A 17,644-nucleotide genomic window follows, 5' to 3' on the forward strand; every position below is an offset into this window, starting at 1 on the left:
GTCGGCAGCCCCGGCGCCGCGGGCGGGCGCGGGGGCGGCGGCGCCCAGCGCGGCGGGGGCTCCGGTGTCGGATGGGGCCGGGGCGTGCGCCGCGGCGGGCATCGGGGGTGGGGCGGGTTGCGGCGCGCCGCCCAGCCCGGCCAACCCGGTCAGCCCCGCCAGGCCTCCCGCGGCCACCGCGGGGAGGGCGGGGGCGATCAGGCCGTAGGAGACCTGCGTCAGCTGCGGCACTTGGGGAATGAACGTGTAGAGCGCCTCGCCCGCCCAGTGCGGAACTTTGGCGGCCAGCAACGGGTCGCCCATCAGGGTGTTGAGGACCGTGGACGGGTTGGATCCGGACTGACTCAGGTCCGCGTCGAGTTCGTGGGCGACTTCCTGCACGCGAGTCACCCACCAGCTCAGCTGATCCGCCCCGCCGCCCGCATCCTGGTTGGGGGGGTTGGCCAGCTGGATCGGCGGCGGCGGCGCGGTCGGCGGCGTCCACGTGAGCGCGGTCTGCGACACCGCTTCATAGATCGCCATCGTGGTGGCCGCCTGCAGCCACATCCGCAAGTAGTCCATTTCGTTGAGCGCGATCGGAATCGTGTTCACGCCAAGGAAATTCGTCGCCACCAATTCTGCGAAGACGGCGTGGTTGGTTTCCAGCTCTTCCAGCGTCGGCATGGCCGACAGTGCGGCGGTATAGGCCGCGGCCACGGTCTCGGCCTCGCGGGCCGCCGCCGAGCTGTCGGCGCTGTTCTGCAGGAGCCACGCCAGATACGGCACGTGCGCGGCCACGTACGCCTCCGCGCTGGGGCCCTGCCACGTCCCGGCCTGCACCGCCGCCAGCAACTCGCTGAGTTGCTGCGCCGCCGTGTCGTATTCGGCGGCCAGCGCCTGCCACGCCGCCTCCGCCGCCAGCAGCGATCCGGGCCCGGGGCCGCTGGAGAGGGCCGCGGAATGCACCTCGGGCGGAAAGGCGGCCCAGATCGGCATGGTCATCGTCGGCGACCCTCACTTCAAAGGATGCGAACTCGCGGTCCCGGCCAAGGCGCCCCGTGGACCGAATGCAATGAAGCCTACGAATTCAACCGCACATACGGTTAAAATCTCGGATTTTCACCGGAAATGCGAAGCAAGCTCTCAGTCGTCGGACAGCCGGACGAGGAACCCGTTCAGGATCAGCGTCCGGGCCAGATCCGCCTGCTGCGCCGCGCTCAGCCCGGGCAGGTCGCCCACCCGGAAGGGTGCGCTGCTGCTCGACAGGAACAGCAGCGCGGCTTCGTGGTCGGGGCCGGCTCGCACCGACAACTGGGCGAACTGCAGGACGACGCCATCGGCGACGCGGCGCACCCGCGAATACAGCGGTTGGTGCTTCGCCACCCGGGTTTGTCCGTCGATGCCGACGGTGTCCGAGACCGATCCGACCGGCGGGCATCGCCCCCGCCGGACCAGGACGTCCTCCATGGCGGCGAGGCCGTCCGCGACGACGCTCGGGTCCCCGACGGTGCGAAGCGTGTCGCGCACGAGGTCGCCGAGGCCCGCGCGCACGTTCGCGTCGTCGAGGTGCCGCGGCGGCAGCCGGTCATGGACGCGGGGATCCCGCAGGCTCAGCGCATAGAGCAAATGGGTCGTGAGCGTCAGCACGGTGGGCGCGTGGATCCCGACGGTCAGATGGACCGACGGCTCCGCATGCGTTTCGGCCGAATGCACTTGGCCGCGTGGCAGATACAGCACGTCGCCGGCTTCCAGGCGCACGTCGGTCGGCGGCGCGGACCCGGCCGGACCCACTCCCTTGCGGCGCTCCATCTCGTGTGGTGGCACGGTGGCGTCGTTGGACACATGCCACGTCTTGGATCCGTGGATCTGCAGGACCAGCACGTCGTGGGGATCGTAGTGCGGGACAAAGCCTGTCGATCCGGGTGGCGTGACGTAGCCGTTGACCCGGGTCGGGAAGTTCAGCTCGACCTCGATGGAATGCGACAGCGAGGCGATCGCGCGGACGTACCGCTCGAGGCCGTTCAGGACGATTGTGTAGCCGTCGGCGAGGCCGTCGGCAACGCGGGCGAGTGCGAGGCTGCCATCGGCGAGCCGGTAGGTGTCGGGATCCTTGTCCGCGCCGTTTCTCACCAGCCGCACCGCCGACGGCTCGGGCCGCACATGCTCCAACAGGTCGTCGACGGCCGAGGGGCCGGGCAGCAGGCGGTCGAAGTAGTCCGCGCGGGATCGCTTGATGTGGTAGGGCCGCGCCTCCCAAATGTCCTCCAGGAAGGCGTCCACGGTCAGGGGTTGCAGCAACCAGGACAGCGAGAACTCGACGGTAGGCCCTCCAGGTTTCGTCGTCACCGAGTACGCATCACAGTAGACCGGCGGCTTTCGGTGTGGGCTGACTGCTTTCGGTGTGAACTGACGGCTTTGGGTGTGAACTGACGGCTTTCATTGTGAGCCCAGGGCGCGGTTCGGGCGGCGATTTCTCCGCCGTGGACTCACGCTCGACGCCCTGGACTCACAGTCAACGCCGTGGACTCACGCCCGACGCCGTGGACTCACGCTCAACGCCCTGGGCCCACACCGCCGAACCGGCTACTAGCCTGGATACGTGCCAGATCCCGCCACGTATCGCCCCGCGCCCGGGTCCATCCCGGTCGAGCCCGGCGTCTACCGGTTCCGGGACCCGCACGGGCGCGTCATCTACGTCGGCAAGGCCAAGAGCCTGCGCAGCCGGCTGACGTCATACTTCGCCGACGTCGCCGGGCTGCACCCGCGCACCCGGCAGATGGTGACCACCGCGGCCAAGGTCGAGTGGACGGTGGTCAACACCGAAGTCGAGGCGCTGCAGCTGGAATACAACTGGATCAAGGAGTTCGATCCGCGCTTCAACGTCCGCTACCGCGACGACAAGTCCTACCCGGTGCTGGCCGTCACCCTCAACGAGGAGTTCCCCCGGCTGATGGTGTATCGCGGGCCGCGGCGCAAGGGCGTCCGTTATTTCGGGCCGTACTCGCACGCGTGGGCGATCCGGGAAACCCTCGACCTGCTCACCCGAGTCTTCCCGGCGCGCACCTGTTCGGCCGGAGTGTTCAAGCGGCACAACCAGATCGACCGCCCGTGCCTGCTGGGCTACATCGACAAATGTTCGGCGCCGTGCGTCGGGCGGGTCAGCGCCGAGCAGCATCGCCAGATCGTGCTGGACTTCTGCGACTTCCTGTCCGGCAAGACCGACCGGTTCGCCCGCGAGCTGGAACAGCGGATGAACGCCGCCGCCGAGCAACTCGACTTCGAACGCGCCGCGCGGCTGCGCGACGACCTGTCCGCGCTGAAGCGGGCGATGGAGAAGCAGGCCGTGGTGCTCGGCGACGGCACCGACGCCGACGTGGTGGCCTTCGCCGACGACGACCTCGAGGCGGCGGTGCAGGTGTTCCACGTGCGCGGCGGGCGGGTCCGCGGTCAGCGCGGCTGGATCGTCGAAAAGTCCGGGGACCCAGGCGATTCGGGACAGGAACAGTTGGTGGAGCAGTTCCTCACGCAGTTCTACGGCGAACAGGCGGAACTCGACGGGGCGGCCGACGAATCCACCAACCCGGTGCCCCGCGAGGTGCTGGTGCCGTGTTTGCCGTCGAACTCCGACGAACTGGCGAGTTGGCTGTCCGGACTGCGCGGTTCGCGCGTCGCGATAAGGGTGCCGCGCCGCGGGGACAAACGCGCGCTGGCCGAAACCGTGCAGCGCAACGCGAAAGAGGCGCTGCAGCAACACAAGCTGAAGCGGGCGGGCGACTTCAACGCCAGATCCGCTGCGCTGCAGAACATTCAGGACGCCCTCGGCCTGGCCGACGCGCCGCTGCGGATCGAGTGCGTCGACATCAGCCACGTGCAGGGCACCGACGTGGTGGGCTCGTTGGTGGTGTTCGAGGACGGTCTGCCACGCAAATCGGACTACCGCCACTTCGGCATCCGGGAAGCCGCCGGGCAGGGCCGCTCCGACGACGTCGCCTCCATCGCCGAGGTGACCCGGCGCCGGTTCGCGCGGCACCTCAGCGAGCAGAACGATCCGAATACGCTTTCGCCGGAAGGAAAATCGCGCCGATTCGCCTACCCGCCGAACCTGTACGTCGTCGACGGCGGTGCGCCGCAGGTCAATGCGGCCAGCGCCGTGCTCGACGAGCTCGGCATCACCGACGTCGCGGTGATCGGCCTGGCCAAGCGGCTGGAGGAGGTGTGGGTGCCGTCGGAGCCGGAGCCCATCATCATGCCGCGCAACAGCGAGGGGCTCTATTTGCTGCAGCGGGTGCGCGACGAGGCGCACCGGTTCGCCATCGCCTACCATCGCAGCAAGCGGTCCAAGCGAATGACCGCGTCGGCGCTGGATTCGGTGCCGGGATTGGGAGAACATCGCCGCAAGGCGCTGGTAACGCATTTCGGCTCGTTAGCGCGCCTCAAGGAGGCCACCGTCGACCAGATCACCGCCGTTCCGGGCATCGGCGTGGCAACCGCCACGGCCGTCCTCGAGGCGCTGCGACCCGAGCGAGAGTCGCGATGACGAGCCAAGCCGCCGGCATCGACGTGGTCCTGGTGACCGGGCTGTCCGGGGCCGGGCGCGGCACGGCCGCCAAGGTGCTCGAGGACCTCGGCTGGTACGTCGCCGACAACCTGCCGCCCCAGTTGATCACCCGGATGGTGGATTTCGGGCTGGCGGCCGGGTCTCGCATCACCCAGCTCGCGGTGGTGATGGACGTCCGGTCGCGGGGCTTCACCGGCGACCTGGACTCGGTGCGCAACGAACTGGCCACCCGCAACATCACCCCGCGCGTGGTGTTCATGGAGGCGTCCGACGACATGCTGGTCCGCCGCTACGAGCAGAACCGCCGCAGCCACCCGTTGCAGGGCGAGCAGACGCTGGCCGAGGGCATCGCGGCCGAGCGCCGGATGCTGGCCCCGGTCCGCGCCACCGCCGACCTGATCATCGACACGTCGAAGCTGTCGGTGCGGGGCCTGCGGGAGAGCATCGAGCGGGCCTTCGGCGGCGACGGCACCGCGACCACCAGCGTCACCGTCGAGTCGTTCGGCTTCAAGTACGGCCTGCCGATGGACGCCGACATGGTGATGGACGTGCGGTTCCTGCCCAACCCGCACTGGGTCGACGAGTTGCGCCCGCTCACCGGGCAGCACCCGGCGGTGCGCGATTACGTGCTGGGCCAGCCCGGCGCGGCCGAGTTCCTGGACGCCTACCATCGATTGCTGACCCTGGTCGTCGACGGCTACCGCCGGGAGGGCAAGCGATACATGACGGTCGCCATCGGCTGCACCGGCGGTAAGCATCGCAGCGTCGCGATCGCCGAGGCGCTGATGCAGCTGCTGGGCGGCCAGCAGGACGAGGCGCAACTGTCGGTGCGGGTGCTGCACCGGGATCTGGGTCGCGAATGAGCGCACCGAACCGCGAGGGCATCGTCGCCCTGGGGGGCGGACACGGCCTTTATGCGACGCTGTCCGCGGCCCGCCGGCTGACCCCGTACGTCACCGCGGTGGTGACCGTCGCCGACGACGGCGGCTCGTCCGGCCGGCTGCGCAACGAACTGGACGTCATCCCACCCGGTGATCTGCGAATGGCGTTGGCGGCGTTGGCATCCGACAGCCCGTACGGTCAACTGTGGGCGACCATCCTGCAGCACCGGTTCGGCGGCAGCGGGGCGCTGGCCGGGCACCCTATCGGCAACCTGATGCTGGCCGGCCTCAACGAGGTGCTGGCCGATCCGGTCGCCGCCCTCGACGAGCTGGGCCGCATCCTGGGGGTCAAGGGCCGGGTGTTGCCGATGTGCCCTATCGCGCTGCAGATCGAGGCCGACGTCTCGGGCCTGGAGTCCGACCCGCGGATGTTCCGGCTGATCCGCGGCCAGGTGGCGATCGCGACCACGCCCGGCAAGGTGCGCCGGGTGCGGCTGCTTCCCCCCGACCCGCCGGCGACCCGGCAGGCGGTGGACGCCATCATGGCCGCCGACCTGGTGGTGCTGGGTCCCGGGTCGTGGTTCACCAGCGTGATCCCGCATGTGTTGGTGCCGGAGCTGGCCGCGGCGCTGAGGGCCACGAGCGCCCGCCGCGCCCTGGTGCTCAACCTGGTCGCCGAGCCGGGGGAGACGGCGGGATTCTCGGTGGAGCGCCACCTGCACGTGCTGGCCCAGCACGCCCCGGGGTTCACCGTGCACGACATCATCATCGACGCCGAACGGGTGCCGAGCGAGCGCGAACGCGACCAACTGCGCCGCACCGCGACGGTGCTGCAGGCCGAGGTCCACTTCGCCGACGTGGCCAGACCTGGTACACCTTTACATGACCCGGGCAAGCTCGCGGCGGCCCTGGACGGGGTCCGAGCGGGCCCCAAGGCCTCGGGGGTGCCTTCGGCCACGGCCACCGCGGAGATTCGGGTCGACGGCGAAAGTCCGCAACCCGGCGTGAATGGGCCGGCCGGCAGGCGACCGAGGGGTGACGACGCGTGGCGATGACGACCGAAGTCAAGGACGAGCTGAGCCGCCTGGTGGTGAAGTCGGTCAGCGCGCGCCGGGCGGAGGTCACGTCCCTGCTGAGGTTCGCCGGGGGGCTGCACATCGTGGGCGGCCGGGTGGTGGTCGAGGCCGAGGTGGACCTGGGCAACATCGCGCGACGGCTGCGCAAGGACATCTTCGATCTGTACGGCTACAACGCCGTCGTGCATGTGTTGTCCGCCAGCGGAATTCGCAAGAGCACGCGGTACGTGCTGCGGGTGGCCAACGACGGCGAGGCGCTGGCACGCCAGACCGGCCTGCTCGACATGCGGGGGCGTCCGGTGCGGGGCCTGCCGGCGCAGGTGGTCGGCGGCAGCATCGCCGACGCCGAGGCGGCGTGGCGCGGAGCCTTCCTGGCGCACGGGTCGCTGACCGAGCCGGGACGCTCGTCGGCGCTGGAGGTCAGCTGCCCCGGCCCGGAGGCCGCGCTGGCCCTGGTGGGTGCGGCCCGCCGGCTCGGCGTCAGCGCGAAGGCCCGCGAGGTGCGCGGCGCCGATCGGGTGGTGGTGCGCGACGGTGAGGCCATCGGCGCGCTGCTGACCCGGATGGGGGCCCAGGACACCCGGCTGATCTGGGAGGAACGCCGGATGCGCCGCGAGGTGCGGGCGACGGCCAACCGGCTCGCCAACTTCGACGACGCCAACCTGCGCCGCTCGGCGCGGGCCGCGGTCGCGGCGGCGGCCCGGGTGGAGCGGGCGCTGGAGATACTCGGCGACAGCGTCCCCGACCATCTGGCGTCGGCCGGCAAGCTGCGCGTCGAGCATCGGCAGGCCTCCCTCGAGGAACTCGGCCGGCTGGCCGATCCCCCGATGACGAAAGACGCTGTGGCGGGCCGCATTCGGCGGTTGCTGTCGATGGCCGACCGTAAGGCCAAGGTCGAGGGCATCCCCGACACCGAGTCGGCGGTTACGCCGGACCTTTTAGAGGACGCCTAATTCGCCGGCTGATTCCGGGCGCAAGGGGTGGGGGAGGGGCTACGGTCATCGCATGAAGCGGCTTTCGAGTGTTGATGCGGCGTTCTGGTCGGCCGAAACTTCGGGCTGGCACATGCATGTGGGCGCGCTGGCGATCTGCGATATCGGCGACGCGCCCGGCTACAGCTTTCAGCGCCTGCGCGAACTGGTCATCGAGCGGCTGCCCGAGATTCCGCAGCTGCGGTGGCGGGTCACCGGTGCGCCGCTCGGGCTGGACCGGCCGTGGTTCGTCGAGGACTCCGAACTCGACATCGACTTCCACGTCCGCCGCATCGGGGTGCCCGCACCCGGCGGGCGCCGCGAGCTCGAGGAGCTGGTGGGCCGGCTGATGTCCTACAAGCTGGACCGCTCCCGGCCGCTGTGGGAACTGTGGGTGATCGAGGGCGTCGAGGGCGGCCGGATGGCCACGCTGACCAAGATGCACCACGCCATCGTCGACGGGGTCTCCGGCGCCGGGCTGGGCGAAATCCTGTTGGACGTCACCCCGGAACCCCGGCCCGCGCAAACCGAGACGGTCGGATCGCTGGTGGGACTCCAGCTGCCCGGCCTGGAGCGGCGCGCGGTGGGCGCACTGATCAACCTCGGCGTCAAGACGCCCTTCCGCATCGCCCGGCTGGTCGAGCAGACGGTGCGCCAGCAGGTCGCCGCGCTGGGCGTCGCCAGCAGGCCGCCGCGCTACTTCGACGCTCCCAAGACCCGGTTCAACGCGCCGGTGTCGCCGCACCGGCGGATCACCGGCTGCCGCGTCGAGCTCGCCCGGGCCAAAGCCGTCAAGGACGCGTTCGACGTCAAGCTCAACGACGTCGTGCTGGCCCTGGTGGCCGGCGCGGCCCGCGAATACCTGCAGAAACGCGGCGAACTGCCCACCAAGCCGCTCATCGCGCAGATCCCGGTCTCCACCCGAACCGACGCGAACAAGGACGAGATCGGCAACAAGATCAGCTCGATGACGGCGTCGCTTGCCACCGACATCGAGGATCCCGGCGAGCGGCTGCGGGCCATCCACGAAAGCACGCAGAGCGCCAAGGGAATGGCGAAGGCGTTGTCGGCGCACCAGATCATGGGCCTGACCGAGACCACCCCGCCGGGGCTGCTGCACCTGGCCGCGCGCGCCTACACGGCCACCGGCCTGTCGCGAAACCTGGCTCCCATCAATCTGGTTGTCTCCAATGTCCCCGGTCCGAAGTTCCCGCTGTACATGGCGGGGGCCAAGCTGGACTCGCTGGTGCCGCTGGGGCCGCCGGTGATGGACATCGCCCTGAACATCACCTGCTTCTCCTACCAGGACTACCTGGACTTCGGCTTCGTGACGACGCCCGAGGTGGCCAACGACATCGACGACATGGCCGATGCCATCGATCCGGCGCTGACCGAACTCGAGAAGGCCGCGGCCCTGGGCTGACTTCGCCGCTCCCGGTTAGCCTTCTGCTGCGCCGAACGTGAAACTGTTGCGAAAATCAGCGCTCACTGTCGCAACAGTTTCACGCTCGGCGACGGGGCCCTACTCGCGGTTGAGATAGTTCGTCGCGTAGACCCACGACAAGAAGCGGGCCACCGCCTCCGCGGATTGATTCGCCCGCGGCGATCCGAAGATGTCGAAAGCGTGCTGCGCGTAAGGCAATTCGGCGTAGACCACGGGAAACTTCGACACCGCCCGAAGTTGCTCGACGAACTCTCGCGCCTCGATGACCGGGATCAGGGAATCGTCGCTTCCGTGCAGGACGAAAAACGGTGGTGCGTCCGGCCGTATGTACTGGATCGGCGAGGCGTCGAGATAGATGTGCCGGTGCGTGCTGAGTTTGCGCTTGACCACCAGCTTTTCGAGCACCTCGACGAACTCGGCGCGCCCGTCGGCCTCGGTGGAGTACCAGTCGTAGCGCCCGTAGTACGGGACGGCCGCCGCCACCGACGTGTCGGCCTCTTCGAAGCCCGGCTGGAACTTGGGGTCGCCCGCGCTCAGGGCGGCCAACGCGGACAGATGACCGCCGGCCGAACCACCGCTGATCGCAACGAAATTCGGGTCTCCGCCGTAGTCCGCGATGTTCTCCTTGACCCACGTCAATGCCCGCTTGACGTCGACGATGTGGTCGGGCCAGGTGTGCCACGGCGAAACCCGGTAGTTCATCGACACGCACACCCAGCCGCGCGAAACCAGGTGGCTCATCAGCGGATACGCCTGCGGGCGGCGCCATCCGATCATCCACGCGCCGCCGGGCACCTGCAACAGGACCGGCGCCTTGCCGTCGCGCGGCAGGTCGCTGCGGCGCCAGATGTCGGCCAGGTTGGCGCGCCCGTGCGGGCCGTAGGACACGATGTTCTGCTTGTCGACGAAGCGCCGCCGGGCCACGGTGGTGCGCAACGGCGGATTGATCCGGCCCCTGCCCTTTCGGGGGGCCGGCTCGGTCGGCAGCTTGGCCAGTTCGTCGGTGTAATCGGGTCCGAGCTGCTCGGTCAGCCCGGTTTCCAGCACCGGGCCCGGCGTCGTCGCGGCGCGGTAGCGGATCATTCCCAGGATCGACCAGGACGCAGCGGTCAGGGCCAGCGCCAGCTTTCCCTTGCGCCCGGCGAAATCGCCCCGGCGGCCGCGGCGCACCGCGTCCAGAATGGAGGCGGTGGCGTACAGGCCCGGCACCTCCGAGGTCGGCCAACCGAACCAGAACACCAGGACGGTGCTGTAGCCATTGCGGGCGAGCGGGTGTAATCCGTTGGCGGCGTTGATCAATTCCGCCACGGCGCGCGTCAGCGGTCTGGGTTTTCTGATCCGCAGCCGCATCAGCCGTCGACCCGTGCTCGGAGTTCGTTGCGCAGGATCTTGCCGGTGCTGCCGCGCGGCAGCTCGTCGAGGACGGCGATCTCGCGGGGAACCTTGTAGTTGGCCAGGTTCTCTCTAACGTGTTGCTTGAGCGCGTCGACGGTCGCCGCCGCGCCCGGCGTCAGCACCACGAACGCCGCCAGCCGCTGGCCGTACTGCTCGTCGTCGACGCCGATCACCGCCGCCTCGGCCACGTCGGGGTGCGCCGCCAGGGCCTTCTCCACCTCGATCGGGTAGACGTTCTCGCCGCCGGAGACGATCATCTCGTCGTCGCGGCCGACGACGAACAGCCGTCCCGCCTCGTCCAGGTAGCCGACGTCGCCCGACGACATGAACCCGGCGTGGAAGTCCTTCGTGGTGCCCGACGTGTAGCCCTCGAACTGGGTGTCGTTGCGGACGTAGATGCTTCCGACCTCGCCGGTGGGCAGCTCGTTGAATTCCTGGTCCAGGATGCGGATTTCGGTCCCGCCCGCGGGCCGGCCCGCGGTGTCCGGCGCGGCGCGCAGGTCCGCCGGCGTGGCGGTGGCGATCATGCCGGCCTCGGTCGCGTTGTAGTTGTTGTAGATCACGTCGCCGAACTGGTCCATGAACGCGGTGACGACGTCGGGCCGCATACGCGATCCGGACGCCGCGGCGAACCGCAATGACTTGCAGCTGTACCGGTTTCGCACCTCGGCGGGCAGCTCCATGATGCGATCGAACATCACCGGGACCACCGCCAGGCCCGTGGCCTGGTGCCGGTCGATGAGGTCCAGCGTGGCCTCCGGGTCGAACTTGCGCCGGGTGACCACCGTGCACGCCATCGACGCGGCGAAGATCAACTGCGAAAAGCCCCAGGCGTGGAACATCGGCGCCACAATCGCGATCGTCTCCTCCACCCGCCACGGCGTGCGGTCCAGGATCGCCTTGAGCGTGCCCAGCCCGGCGCTGCCACCGATCTGGTTGGCGCCCTTGGGTGTTCCGGTGGTGCCGGAGGTCAACAGGATCATCCTGCCCTTGCGTCCGGTGCGCTCGAACGACCGGCCGGCATGGTCGGCGATGAGTTTCTCGACGGTCAACTCGTGGCCGTCGTCTGTCCAGGCCACGATGCGGGCGGCGTCCGGCTTGCCGGCCAGCGCGCGGTCCACCATCGCGGTGAACTCCTCGTCGTAGACGACGGCGTCGACGCCTTCGCGGTCCACCACCTCGGCCAGCGCCGGCCCGGCGAACGATGTGTTGAGCAACACGACGTCGGAGCCGATCCGGTTGGTGGCCACCACCGCCTCGACGAAGCCGCGGTGATTGCGGCACATGATCCCGACGACCCTGGGTGCGCCACCCGGTAGGGCCTGCAGCGCCGCGGCGAACGCGTTGATCCGCTCGTCGAGCTGCCGCCAGGTCAGCGTGCCGAGCTCGTCGACCAGGCCGGGACGGTCCGGGCAGCGCTGCGCCGCGCCGGCGAAGCCCACCGTCATGCCCATGCCCTCGCGGCGCATGGCGGCGGCGATCTTCAGGTAGCGGTCGGGCCGCATCGGCGCGATCATTCCGGCGCGCCGCAGCGTGGTGATGACGCCGAGGGCCTGACCGAGACGAGATGCCATGGCTCAGCCCAGGATCGGGAAACGGCGGCCGGCGGCGAGCTTGGTGAGGCCCTCCTGCATCACCGACCGGACGTACTCGTCGACCTCGTCGACGTCCGGGTCCTCGCCGAACTGCGCGGCGATGTCGATCGGTTCCAGCACCTGCGTCACGAGCTTGCTGGGCAGCGGCAGGTTGGGCGGGATGACGGCGGAGAACCCGAACGGAAAGCCGAACGAGACCGGCATGATGGCGCTGCGCAGCAGGCGCTTGATGCCCAGCCGCTCGGCCAGCCAGGTGCCGCGGGACAGATACAGCTGGGTCTCCTGCCCGCCGACGGACACCGCCGGCACGATGGGCACACCGGCCTCGATCGCGGTGCTGACGTAGCCCTTGCGGCCGTTGAAGTCGATGACGTTCTCCGACAGCGTGGGCCGGTAGGCGTCGTAGTCACCGCCGGGGAAGACGACCACCACGCCGCCGGACCGCAGCGCCTTGGCCGCGTTCTCGCGGTTGGCCCGGATGTAGCCGGCCCGCCGGAACAGCGGCGCCGTCGGGCCCATGAACAGGATGTCGTGGCTGAGCGTGTAGACCGGCCGGTCGTAGCCGAACCTCTCGTAGAAATCTACGCTGAACATCGGGACGTCCATCGGGAACATGCCGCCGGAGTGGTTCGCCACCACCAGCGTCCCGCCGGGCGGGAAGGACTCCAGGCCCCGCACCTCGGACCGGAAGTACGTCTTCAGAACCGGGCGCATCGCGCTCACCAACCGCTTGGTGGTGCCGGGGTCGAATTTGCCGATGTCGTCGCTGTCCGCGCTGTCGGTGTCGCTCACCTTTTCTCCTTGGGGCCTCGTTGGGGCCTCGTTGCCGCGCCAGGTGGCCACGCCGAGGTAGCTCGAGGTAGCTAGATGGTAGCGAGCCGGTGGCCGGCGTATGGACCGCGTGGCGTTTCGCCCGGTATGGTGACTGCGCCCCACCGCGCCCCCCACCCCCAGCTGAGAGAACAGATGGACTTCACCGGTTTGTCTGACGCCCCCGGCACCCGCCCGGTTGCGGGCCGGCCCGCGCCGGCCGATCACCGGCAGGCCGACTACTTCGTGCAAATGCTCGCCCAGCGCCGCCGGCTCAGCGAGCATCGCATCGACCAATACCGCCGGGCGATCGCCGCCTCGGAGTCCAACGGCGACGCCGACGGCGCCGCACAGTTCCGGCGCATGGTGTGCAGCGAAGAGCAGGACCGGCAGACCCTCGACGGCCTGATCGAAGGGCTGCGCCGGCGGTTCGCGGCCGGCGCGGACACCGCGCCGGGCCATCTAGCTGAAATAGCGCGGTGAAATAGAGCCTGCCGCAGCCGTTTTCGGCAACCAACATCGGGGCGGCAGTCGGCGCACAAAAAGTTCGGCCCATCCCGCCGCGATGCCGATAGATTGTATTGGCCACTGTTTCACATCCGACAGGAACGAGGCCGCCCATGGGATTCATGTCACCGGAACTACCGGACGTCGACCCCCAGACCTGGCCCACGCTGCCCCGGGCAACGCGGCTGCAGATCGTGACGCGACACTGGGCCGAGCACGGCTTCGGCACGCCCTACGCGGTGTACCTGCTGTACCTGATCAAGATCGCCCTGTACGTCGCCGCCCCGGCCGCCATCATCTCGCTGACCCCGGGCCTGGGCGGCCTGGGCCGCATCGGCGACTGGTGGACGCAGCCGATCGTGTACCAGAAAGTCATCGTTTTCACGCTGCTGTTCGAGGTCCTGGGCCTCGGCTGCGGATCCGGCCCGCTGACGGGGCGGTTCATGCCGCCGATCGGGGGATTCCTGTATTGGTTGCGGCCCAACACGATTCGGCTGCCCGCCTGGCCGGACAAGGTTCCGCTCACCAAGGGTGACACCCGCACCGTCGTCGACGTCGCGCTCTATGCCGTCGTATTGGCCGGCGGCGTGTGGGCGCTGCTGTCGCCCGGCCGGGGCGGGCCGGTCACCGCCGCCGGCGATGTCGGCCTGATCGACCCGGTCCTGGTGATCCCGACGATCGTCGCCCTGGCGGTGCTGGGCCTGCGGGACAAGACCATCTTCCTGGCGGCGCGCGGCGAACACTACTGGCTCAAGCTGTTCGTGTTCTTCTTCCCGTTCACCGATCAGATCGCGGCCTACAAGATCATCATGCTGTGCCTCTGGTGGGGTGCGGCCACCTCCAAGCTCAACCACCACTTCCCGTACGTGGTGTCGGTGATGACGAGCAACAACGCCCTGCTGCGGCCCAGGCTGTTCAACCCGTTCAAGCACCTGCTCTACCGCGACCACGTCAACGACCTGCGGCCCACCTGGCTGCCGAAGGTCATGGCCCATGTCGGCGGCACCACGGCGGAATTCATCGTCCCGACGCTCCTGGTGTTCGTCGCCGGCGATCAACCCTGGCGGTGGTTCCTGATCGGGTTCATGGTGATCTTCCACCTCAACATCCTGTCCAACCTCCCGATGGGAGTTCCGTTGGAGTGGAACGTGTTCTTCATCTTCTCGCTGTTCTACTTGTTCGGGCATTACGGCGCGATCCGCGCCACCGACCTTCGCTCGCCGCTGCTGCTGGCCATGGTGGCCGTCGTGGTGGCCGTGGTGATCGCGGGAAACATGTTCCCCGAAAAGATTTCGTTCCTGCCCGCCATGCGCTACTACGCCGGCAACTGGGCCACCAGCATCTGGTGTTTCCGCGACGGCGCGGAGGACAAGATAGAGGCCGACATCGTGAAAAGCTCTGCGCTGGTGGTCAATCAGCTGGCCATCATGTACGACGCGGCGACGGCCGAGATCATGGCCGACAAGGTGGCCGCGTTCCGCGCGATGCACACCCACGGCCGCGCGCTCAACGGGCTGCTGCCCCGCGCGATCGACGACGAAGCCGACTACAAGGTGCGCGAGGGCGAGATCGTCGCCGGCCCCCTGGTGGGGTGGAACTTCGGCGAGGGCCACCTGCACAACGAGCAGCTGCTGGAGGCGGTGCAGCGGCGCTGCCACTTCGACGAGGGCGACCTCCGCGTCATCGTGCTGGAGGGTCAGCCGATTCACATCCAAAAGCAGTGGTACCGCATCCTCGACGCCAAGACCGGCCTGATCGAGTCCGGTTACGTGAACGTCGAGGACATGCTGGCCCGCCAGCCGTGGCCCGAGCCCGGCGACGAGTTTCCGGTCCACCTCACCACGCAACCGGTCGTGCACGGCGAGTCATGACCACCGCGGTGGTCGTCGGCGCCGGGCCCAACGGCCTGGCCGCCGCGATCCAGCTGGCCCGCCACGGCGTCGACGTGCAGGTGCTGGAGGCGCGCGACACGATCGGCGGGGGAGCGCGCTCGGGCGAGCTGACGGTGCCCGGGGTCATCCACGACCACTGCTCGGCCTTTCACCCGTTGGCCGTGGGCTCGCCGTTCTGGCAGGAGATCGACCTGCAGCACTACGGGCTGGTGTGGAAGTGGCCGGAGATCGACTGCGCCCACCCGCTCGACGACGGCACCGCCGGGGTGCTGTACCGGTCGATCGAGGCGACGACGGCCGGCCTGGGACCCGACGGCACCCGGTGGCAGCGCGCCGTCGGCGACCTCGCGGCCGGATTCGACGAGCTGGCCCGGGACCTGCTGCGCCCGGTGATCAACGTCCCGCGCCACCCGGTGCGTCTCGCGGCGTTCGGCCCCCGCGCGGTGCTGCCGGCCACGGTGATGGCGCGCTGGTTTCGCACCGAGCGGGCGCGGGCGCTGTTCGGTGGCGCGGCCGCGCACGTGTACACCCGGCTGGACCGGCCGCTGACCGCGTCGCTGGGGCTGATGATCCTGGCCAGCGGCCACCGCTACGGGTGGCCGGTCGCCGAGGGCGGATCGGGTTCCATCACCGCGGCCCTGGCCGCCGCCCTGTCCGCGCACGGCGGCAACGTGACCACCGGGGTGGCCGTGGCCAGCCGCAGGGACATCCCGGACGCCGACATCGTCATGCTGGACCTGAGCCCGGCGGCGGTGCTGTCGATCTACGGCGACGTGATGCCGGGCCGGATCAGGCGGGCCTACCGGCGGTTTCGGGAGGGGGCGTCGGCGTTCAAGGTCGACTTCGCCATCGAGGGCGACATCCCGTGGACGAACCCCGACTGCGGCCGCGCCGGCACCGTCCACCTCGGCGGCACGTTCGCCGAGATCGCGGACACGGAACGTCAACGCGCACAAGGCAAGATGGTGCAGCGGCCGTTCGTGCTCGTCGGGCAGCAGTACCTGGCCGACCCGTCGCGGTCGGCGGGCAACCTCAACCCGATCTGGGCTTACGCGCACGTGCCGTTCGGCTACACCGGCGACGCCACCGGCGCCGTGATCGACCAGATCGAGCGGTTCGCCCCCGGATTCCGCGACCGCATCACAGCAACCGTCAGCAAGAGCGCCGCCGAGCTGCAGGCCTACAACCCGAACTTCGTCGGCGGCGACATCATCGGCGGCGCCAACGACGGGCTGCAGGTCATCCTGCGCCCGCGCGCCGCCGTCAACCCGTACGCGACCGGCGTTGACGGGGTCTACCTGTGCTCGCAGTCCGCGCCGCCGGGGGCGGGCATCCACGGCCTGTGCGGCTACCACGCCGCGACCGCGGCGCTGCGGCGCCTGCACCGGTAGCGCCGGCTCACGTGCCCTTCTAGCGGGGTAAACACCCGCGACCGTCACCGGCCCAGCAACCGCCGTCGCTGCTGATCTAGGCTGACGGCGAGCGGTTTATCAGCGAGGAGACAGGGAGAGACAAGTGACGGTCCGAGTGGGCATCAACGGCTTCGGCCGAATCGGACGCAACTTCTATCGGGCCTTGCTGGCCCAGCAGGAGCAGGGCATCGCCGACGTGGAGGTGATCGCCGTCAACGACATCACCGACAACGCCACGCTGGCGCACCTGCTCAAATTCGACTCGATCCTCGGCCGGCTGCCCCACGACGTCAGCCTCGAGGGCGAGGACACCATCGTCGTCGGCAACCACAAGATCAAGGCGCTCGAGGTCAGGGAGGGCCCGGCGGCGATGCCGTGGGGCGATCTCGGCGTGGACGTCGTGGTGGAGTCCACCGGGCTGTTCACCAACGCGGCCAAGGCCAAGGGCCACCTGGACGCCGGCGCCAGGAAGGTGATCATCTCGGCGCCCGCCACCGACCCGGACATCACCATCGTGCTGGGTGTCAACGACGACAAGTACGACGGCAGCCAGAACATCATCTCGAACGCGTCGTGCACCACGAACTGCCTTGCGCCGCTTGCCAAAGTGCTGCACGACGAGTTCGGGATCGTCAGGGGCTTGATGACCACCATCCACGCCTACACCCAGGACCAGAACCTGCAGGACGGGCCGCACAAGGATCTGCGTCGCGCCCGCGCCGCCGCGCTGAACATCGTGCCCACCTCCACCGGCGCGGCCAAGGCCATCGGGCTGGTGATGCCGGAGCTGAAGGGCAAGCTCGACGGTTATGCGCTGCGGGTGCCGATTCCCACCGGCTCGGCCACCGACCTGACCGCGGAGTTGTCCAAGTCCGCAGGGGCGGAGGAGATCAACGCGGCGTTCAAGGCCGCCGCCGACGGCAGGCTCAAGGGCATCCTCAAGTACTACGACGCGCCGATCGTGTCCACCGACATCGTCACCGACCCGCACAGCTCGATCTTCGACTCCGGTCTGACCAAGGTGATCGACAACCAGGCCAAGGTGGTGTCCTGGTACGACAACGAGTGGGGCTACTCCAACCGGCTGATCGACCTGGTCGCGCTGGTCGGCAAGTCGCTGTAGA

Annotated in this window: 14 protein-coding genes; 9 read left to right on the plus strand and 5 right to left on the minus strand. The window is 69.3% G+C overall.

Features of this window, described 5'->3' with window-relative positions; genetic code table 11:
• Positions 1-981 (minus strand): PPE family protein (locus OQ968_RS21495; RefSeq protein ID WP_324681309.1); only part of this gene is annotated, 981 nt, incomplete at its 3' end.
• Positions 982-1,122: 141 nt separating this feature from the next.
• On the minus strand, positions 1,123-2,325 hold the full coding sequence (locus OQ968_RS21500; protein ID WP_324681310.1) for a cupin domain-containing protein: 1,203 nt from the start codon (positions 2,323-2,325) through the stop codon (positions 1,123-1,125).
• A gap of 253 nt (positions 2,326-2,578) precedes the next feature.
• On the opposite strand from OQ968_RS21500, the gene uvrC reads away from it, so the two are divergent.
• Genes uvrC through OQ968_RS21525 form a run of 5 tightly spaced genes read left to right on the plus strand, consistent with a single transcriptional unit; the run spans position 2,579 to position 8,888 of the window.
• Positions 2,579-4,516: an excinuclease ABC subunit UvrC gene (gene uvrC, locus OQ968_RS21505; protein ID WP_324681311.1), complete on the plus strand. Its 1,938-nt coding sequence runs from the start codon at positions 2,579-2,581 to the stop codon at positions 4,514-4,516.
• The gene (gene rapZ / locus OQ968_RS21510; RefSeq protein WP_324681312.1) at positions 4,513-5,400 is read left to right on the plus strand and encodes an RNase adapter RapZ; all 888 of its coding nucleotides are present in this window, start codon (positions 4,513-4,515) and stop codon (positions 5,398-5,400) included. The genes uvrC and rapZ overlap by 4 nt, the downstream gene beginning before the upstream one ends.
• Positions 5,397-6,473 (plus strand): YvcK family protein, encoded by a 1,077-nt coding sequence (locus OQ968_RS21515; RefSeq protein ID WP_324681313.1) that lies wholly within the window; start codon positions 5,397-5,399, stop codon positions 6,471-6,473. Before rapZ ends, OQ968_RS21515 begins: the two co-directional genes overlap by 4 nt.
• Positions 6,470-7,447: a DNA-binding protein WhiA gene (whiA, locus tag OQ968_RS21520; RefSeq protein ID WP_324681315.1), complete on the plus strand. Its 978-nt coding sequence runs from the start codon at positions 6,470-6,472 to the stop codon at positions 7,445-7,447. The genes OQ968_RS21515 and whiA overlap by 4 nt, the downstream gene beginning before the upstream one ends.
• Positions 7,448-7,499: 52 nt before the next feature.
• Entirely contained in the window at positions 7,500-8,888 is a 1,389-nt protein-coding gene (locus tag OQ968_RS21525) for a wax ester/triacylglycerol synthase family O-acyltransferase (RefSeq protein ID WP_324681317.1), read from the plus strand.
• 99 nt (positions 8,889-8,987) lie between these two features.
• Here the strand turns inward: OQ968_RS21525 and OQ968_RS21530 are convergent, their stop codons facing one another.
• From OQ968_RS21530 to OQ968_RS21540, 3 genes are read right to left on the minus strand one after another with little or no spacing between them, the layout of a single operon-like run.
• Positions 8,988-10,259, minus strand: a complete 1,272-nt coding sequence (locus OQ968_RS21530) for an alpha/beta hydrolase (protein ID WP_324681318.1) — start codon at positions 10,257-10,259, stop codon at positions 8,988-8,990.
• Positions 10,259-11,878, minus strand: coding sequence for an acyl-CoA ligase FadD12 (gene fadD12 / locus OQ968_RS21535; protein ID WP_324681319.1), 1,620 nt, complete (start codon positions 11,876-11,878; stop codon positions 10,259-10,261). Before fadD12 ends, OQ968_RS21530 begins: the two co-directional genes overlap by 1 nt.
• Positions 11,879-11,881: 3 nt before the next feature.
• The gene (locus OQ968_RS21540) at positions 11,882-12,691 is read right to left on the minus strand and encodes a 1-acyl-sn-glycerol-3-phosphate acyltransferase (RefSeq protein WP_420715973.1); all 810 of its coding nucleotides are present in this window, start codon (positions 12,689-12,691) and stop codon (positions 11,882-11,884) included.
• Positions 12,692-12,865: 174 nt separating this feature from the next.
• Between OQ968_RS21540 and OQ968_RS21545 the strand changes: the two genes are divergently transcribed.
• The 4 genes from OQ968_RS21545 to gap all read left to right on the plus strand — a co-directional run bounded on the left by OQ968_RS21545 (position 12,866) and on the right by gap (position 17,643).
• On the plus strand, positions 12,866-13,192 hold the full coding sequence (locus OQ968_RS21545) for a hypothetical protein (RefSeq protein ID WP_324681321.1): 327 nt from the start codon (positions 12,866-12,868) through the stop codon (positions 13,190-13,192).
• Positions 13,193-13,329: 137 nt separating this feature from the next.
• Complete coding sequence (locus OQ968_RS21550) at positions 13,330-15,087, plus strand: DUF3556 domain-containing protein (protein ID WP_324681323.1); 1,758 nt, start codon at positions 13,330-13,332, stop codon at positions 15,085-15,087.
• Positions 15,084-16,499, plus strand: a complete 1,416-nt coding sequence (locus OQ968_RS21555; RefSeq protein WP_324681325.1) for an NAD(P)/FAD-dependent oxidoreductase — start codon at positions 15,084-15,086, stop codon at positions 16,497-16,499. The genes OQ968_RS21550 and OQ968_RS21555 overlap by 4 nt, the downstream gene beginning before the upstream one ends.
• Positions 16,500-16,623: 124 nt before the next feature.
• Complete coding sequence (gene gap / locus OQ968_RS21560) at positions 16,624-17,643, plus strand: type I glyceraldehyde-3-phosphate dehydrogenase (RefSeq protein ID WP_324681327.1); 1,020 nt, start codon at positions 16,624-16,626, stop codon at positions 17,641-17,643.
• Position 17,644 lies beyond the last annotated feature (1 nt).

The organism is Mycobacterium sp. 663a-19 (genome assembly GCF_035616495.1).
GTDB lineage: Bacteria > Actinomycetota > Actinomycetes > Mycobacteriales > Mycobacteriaceae > Mycobacterium.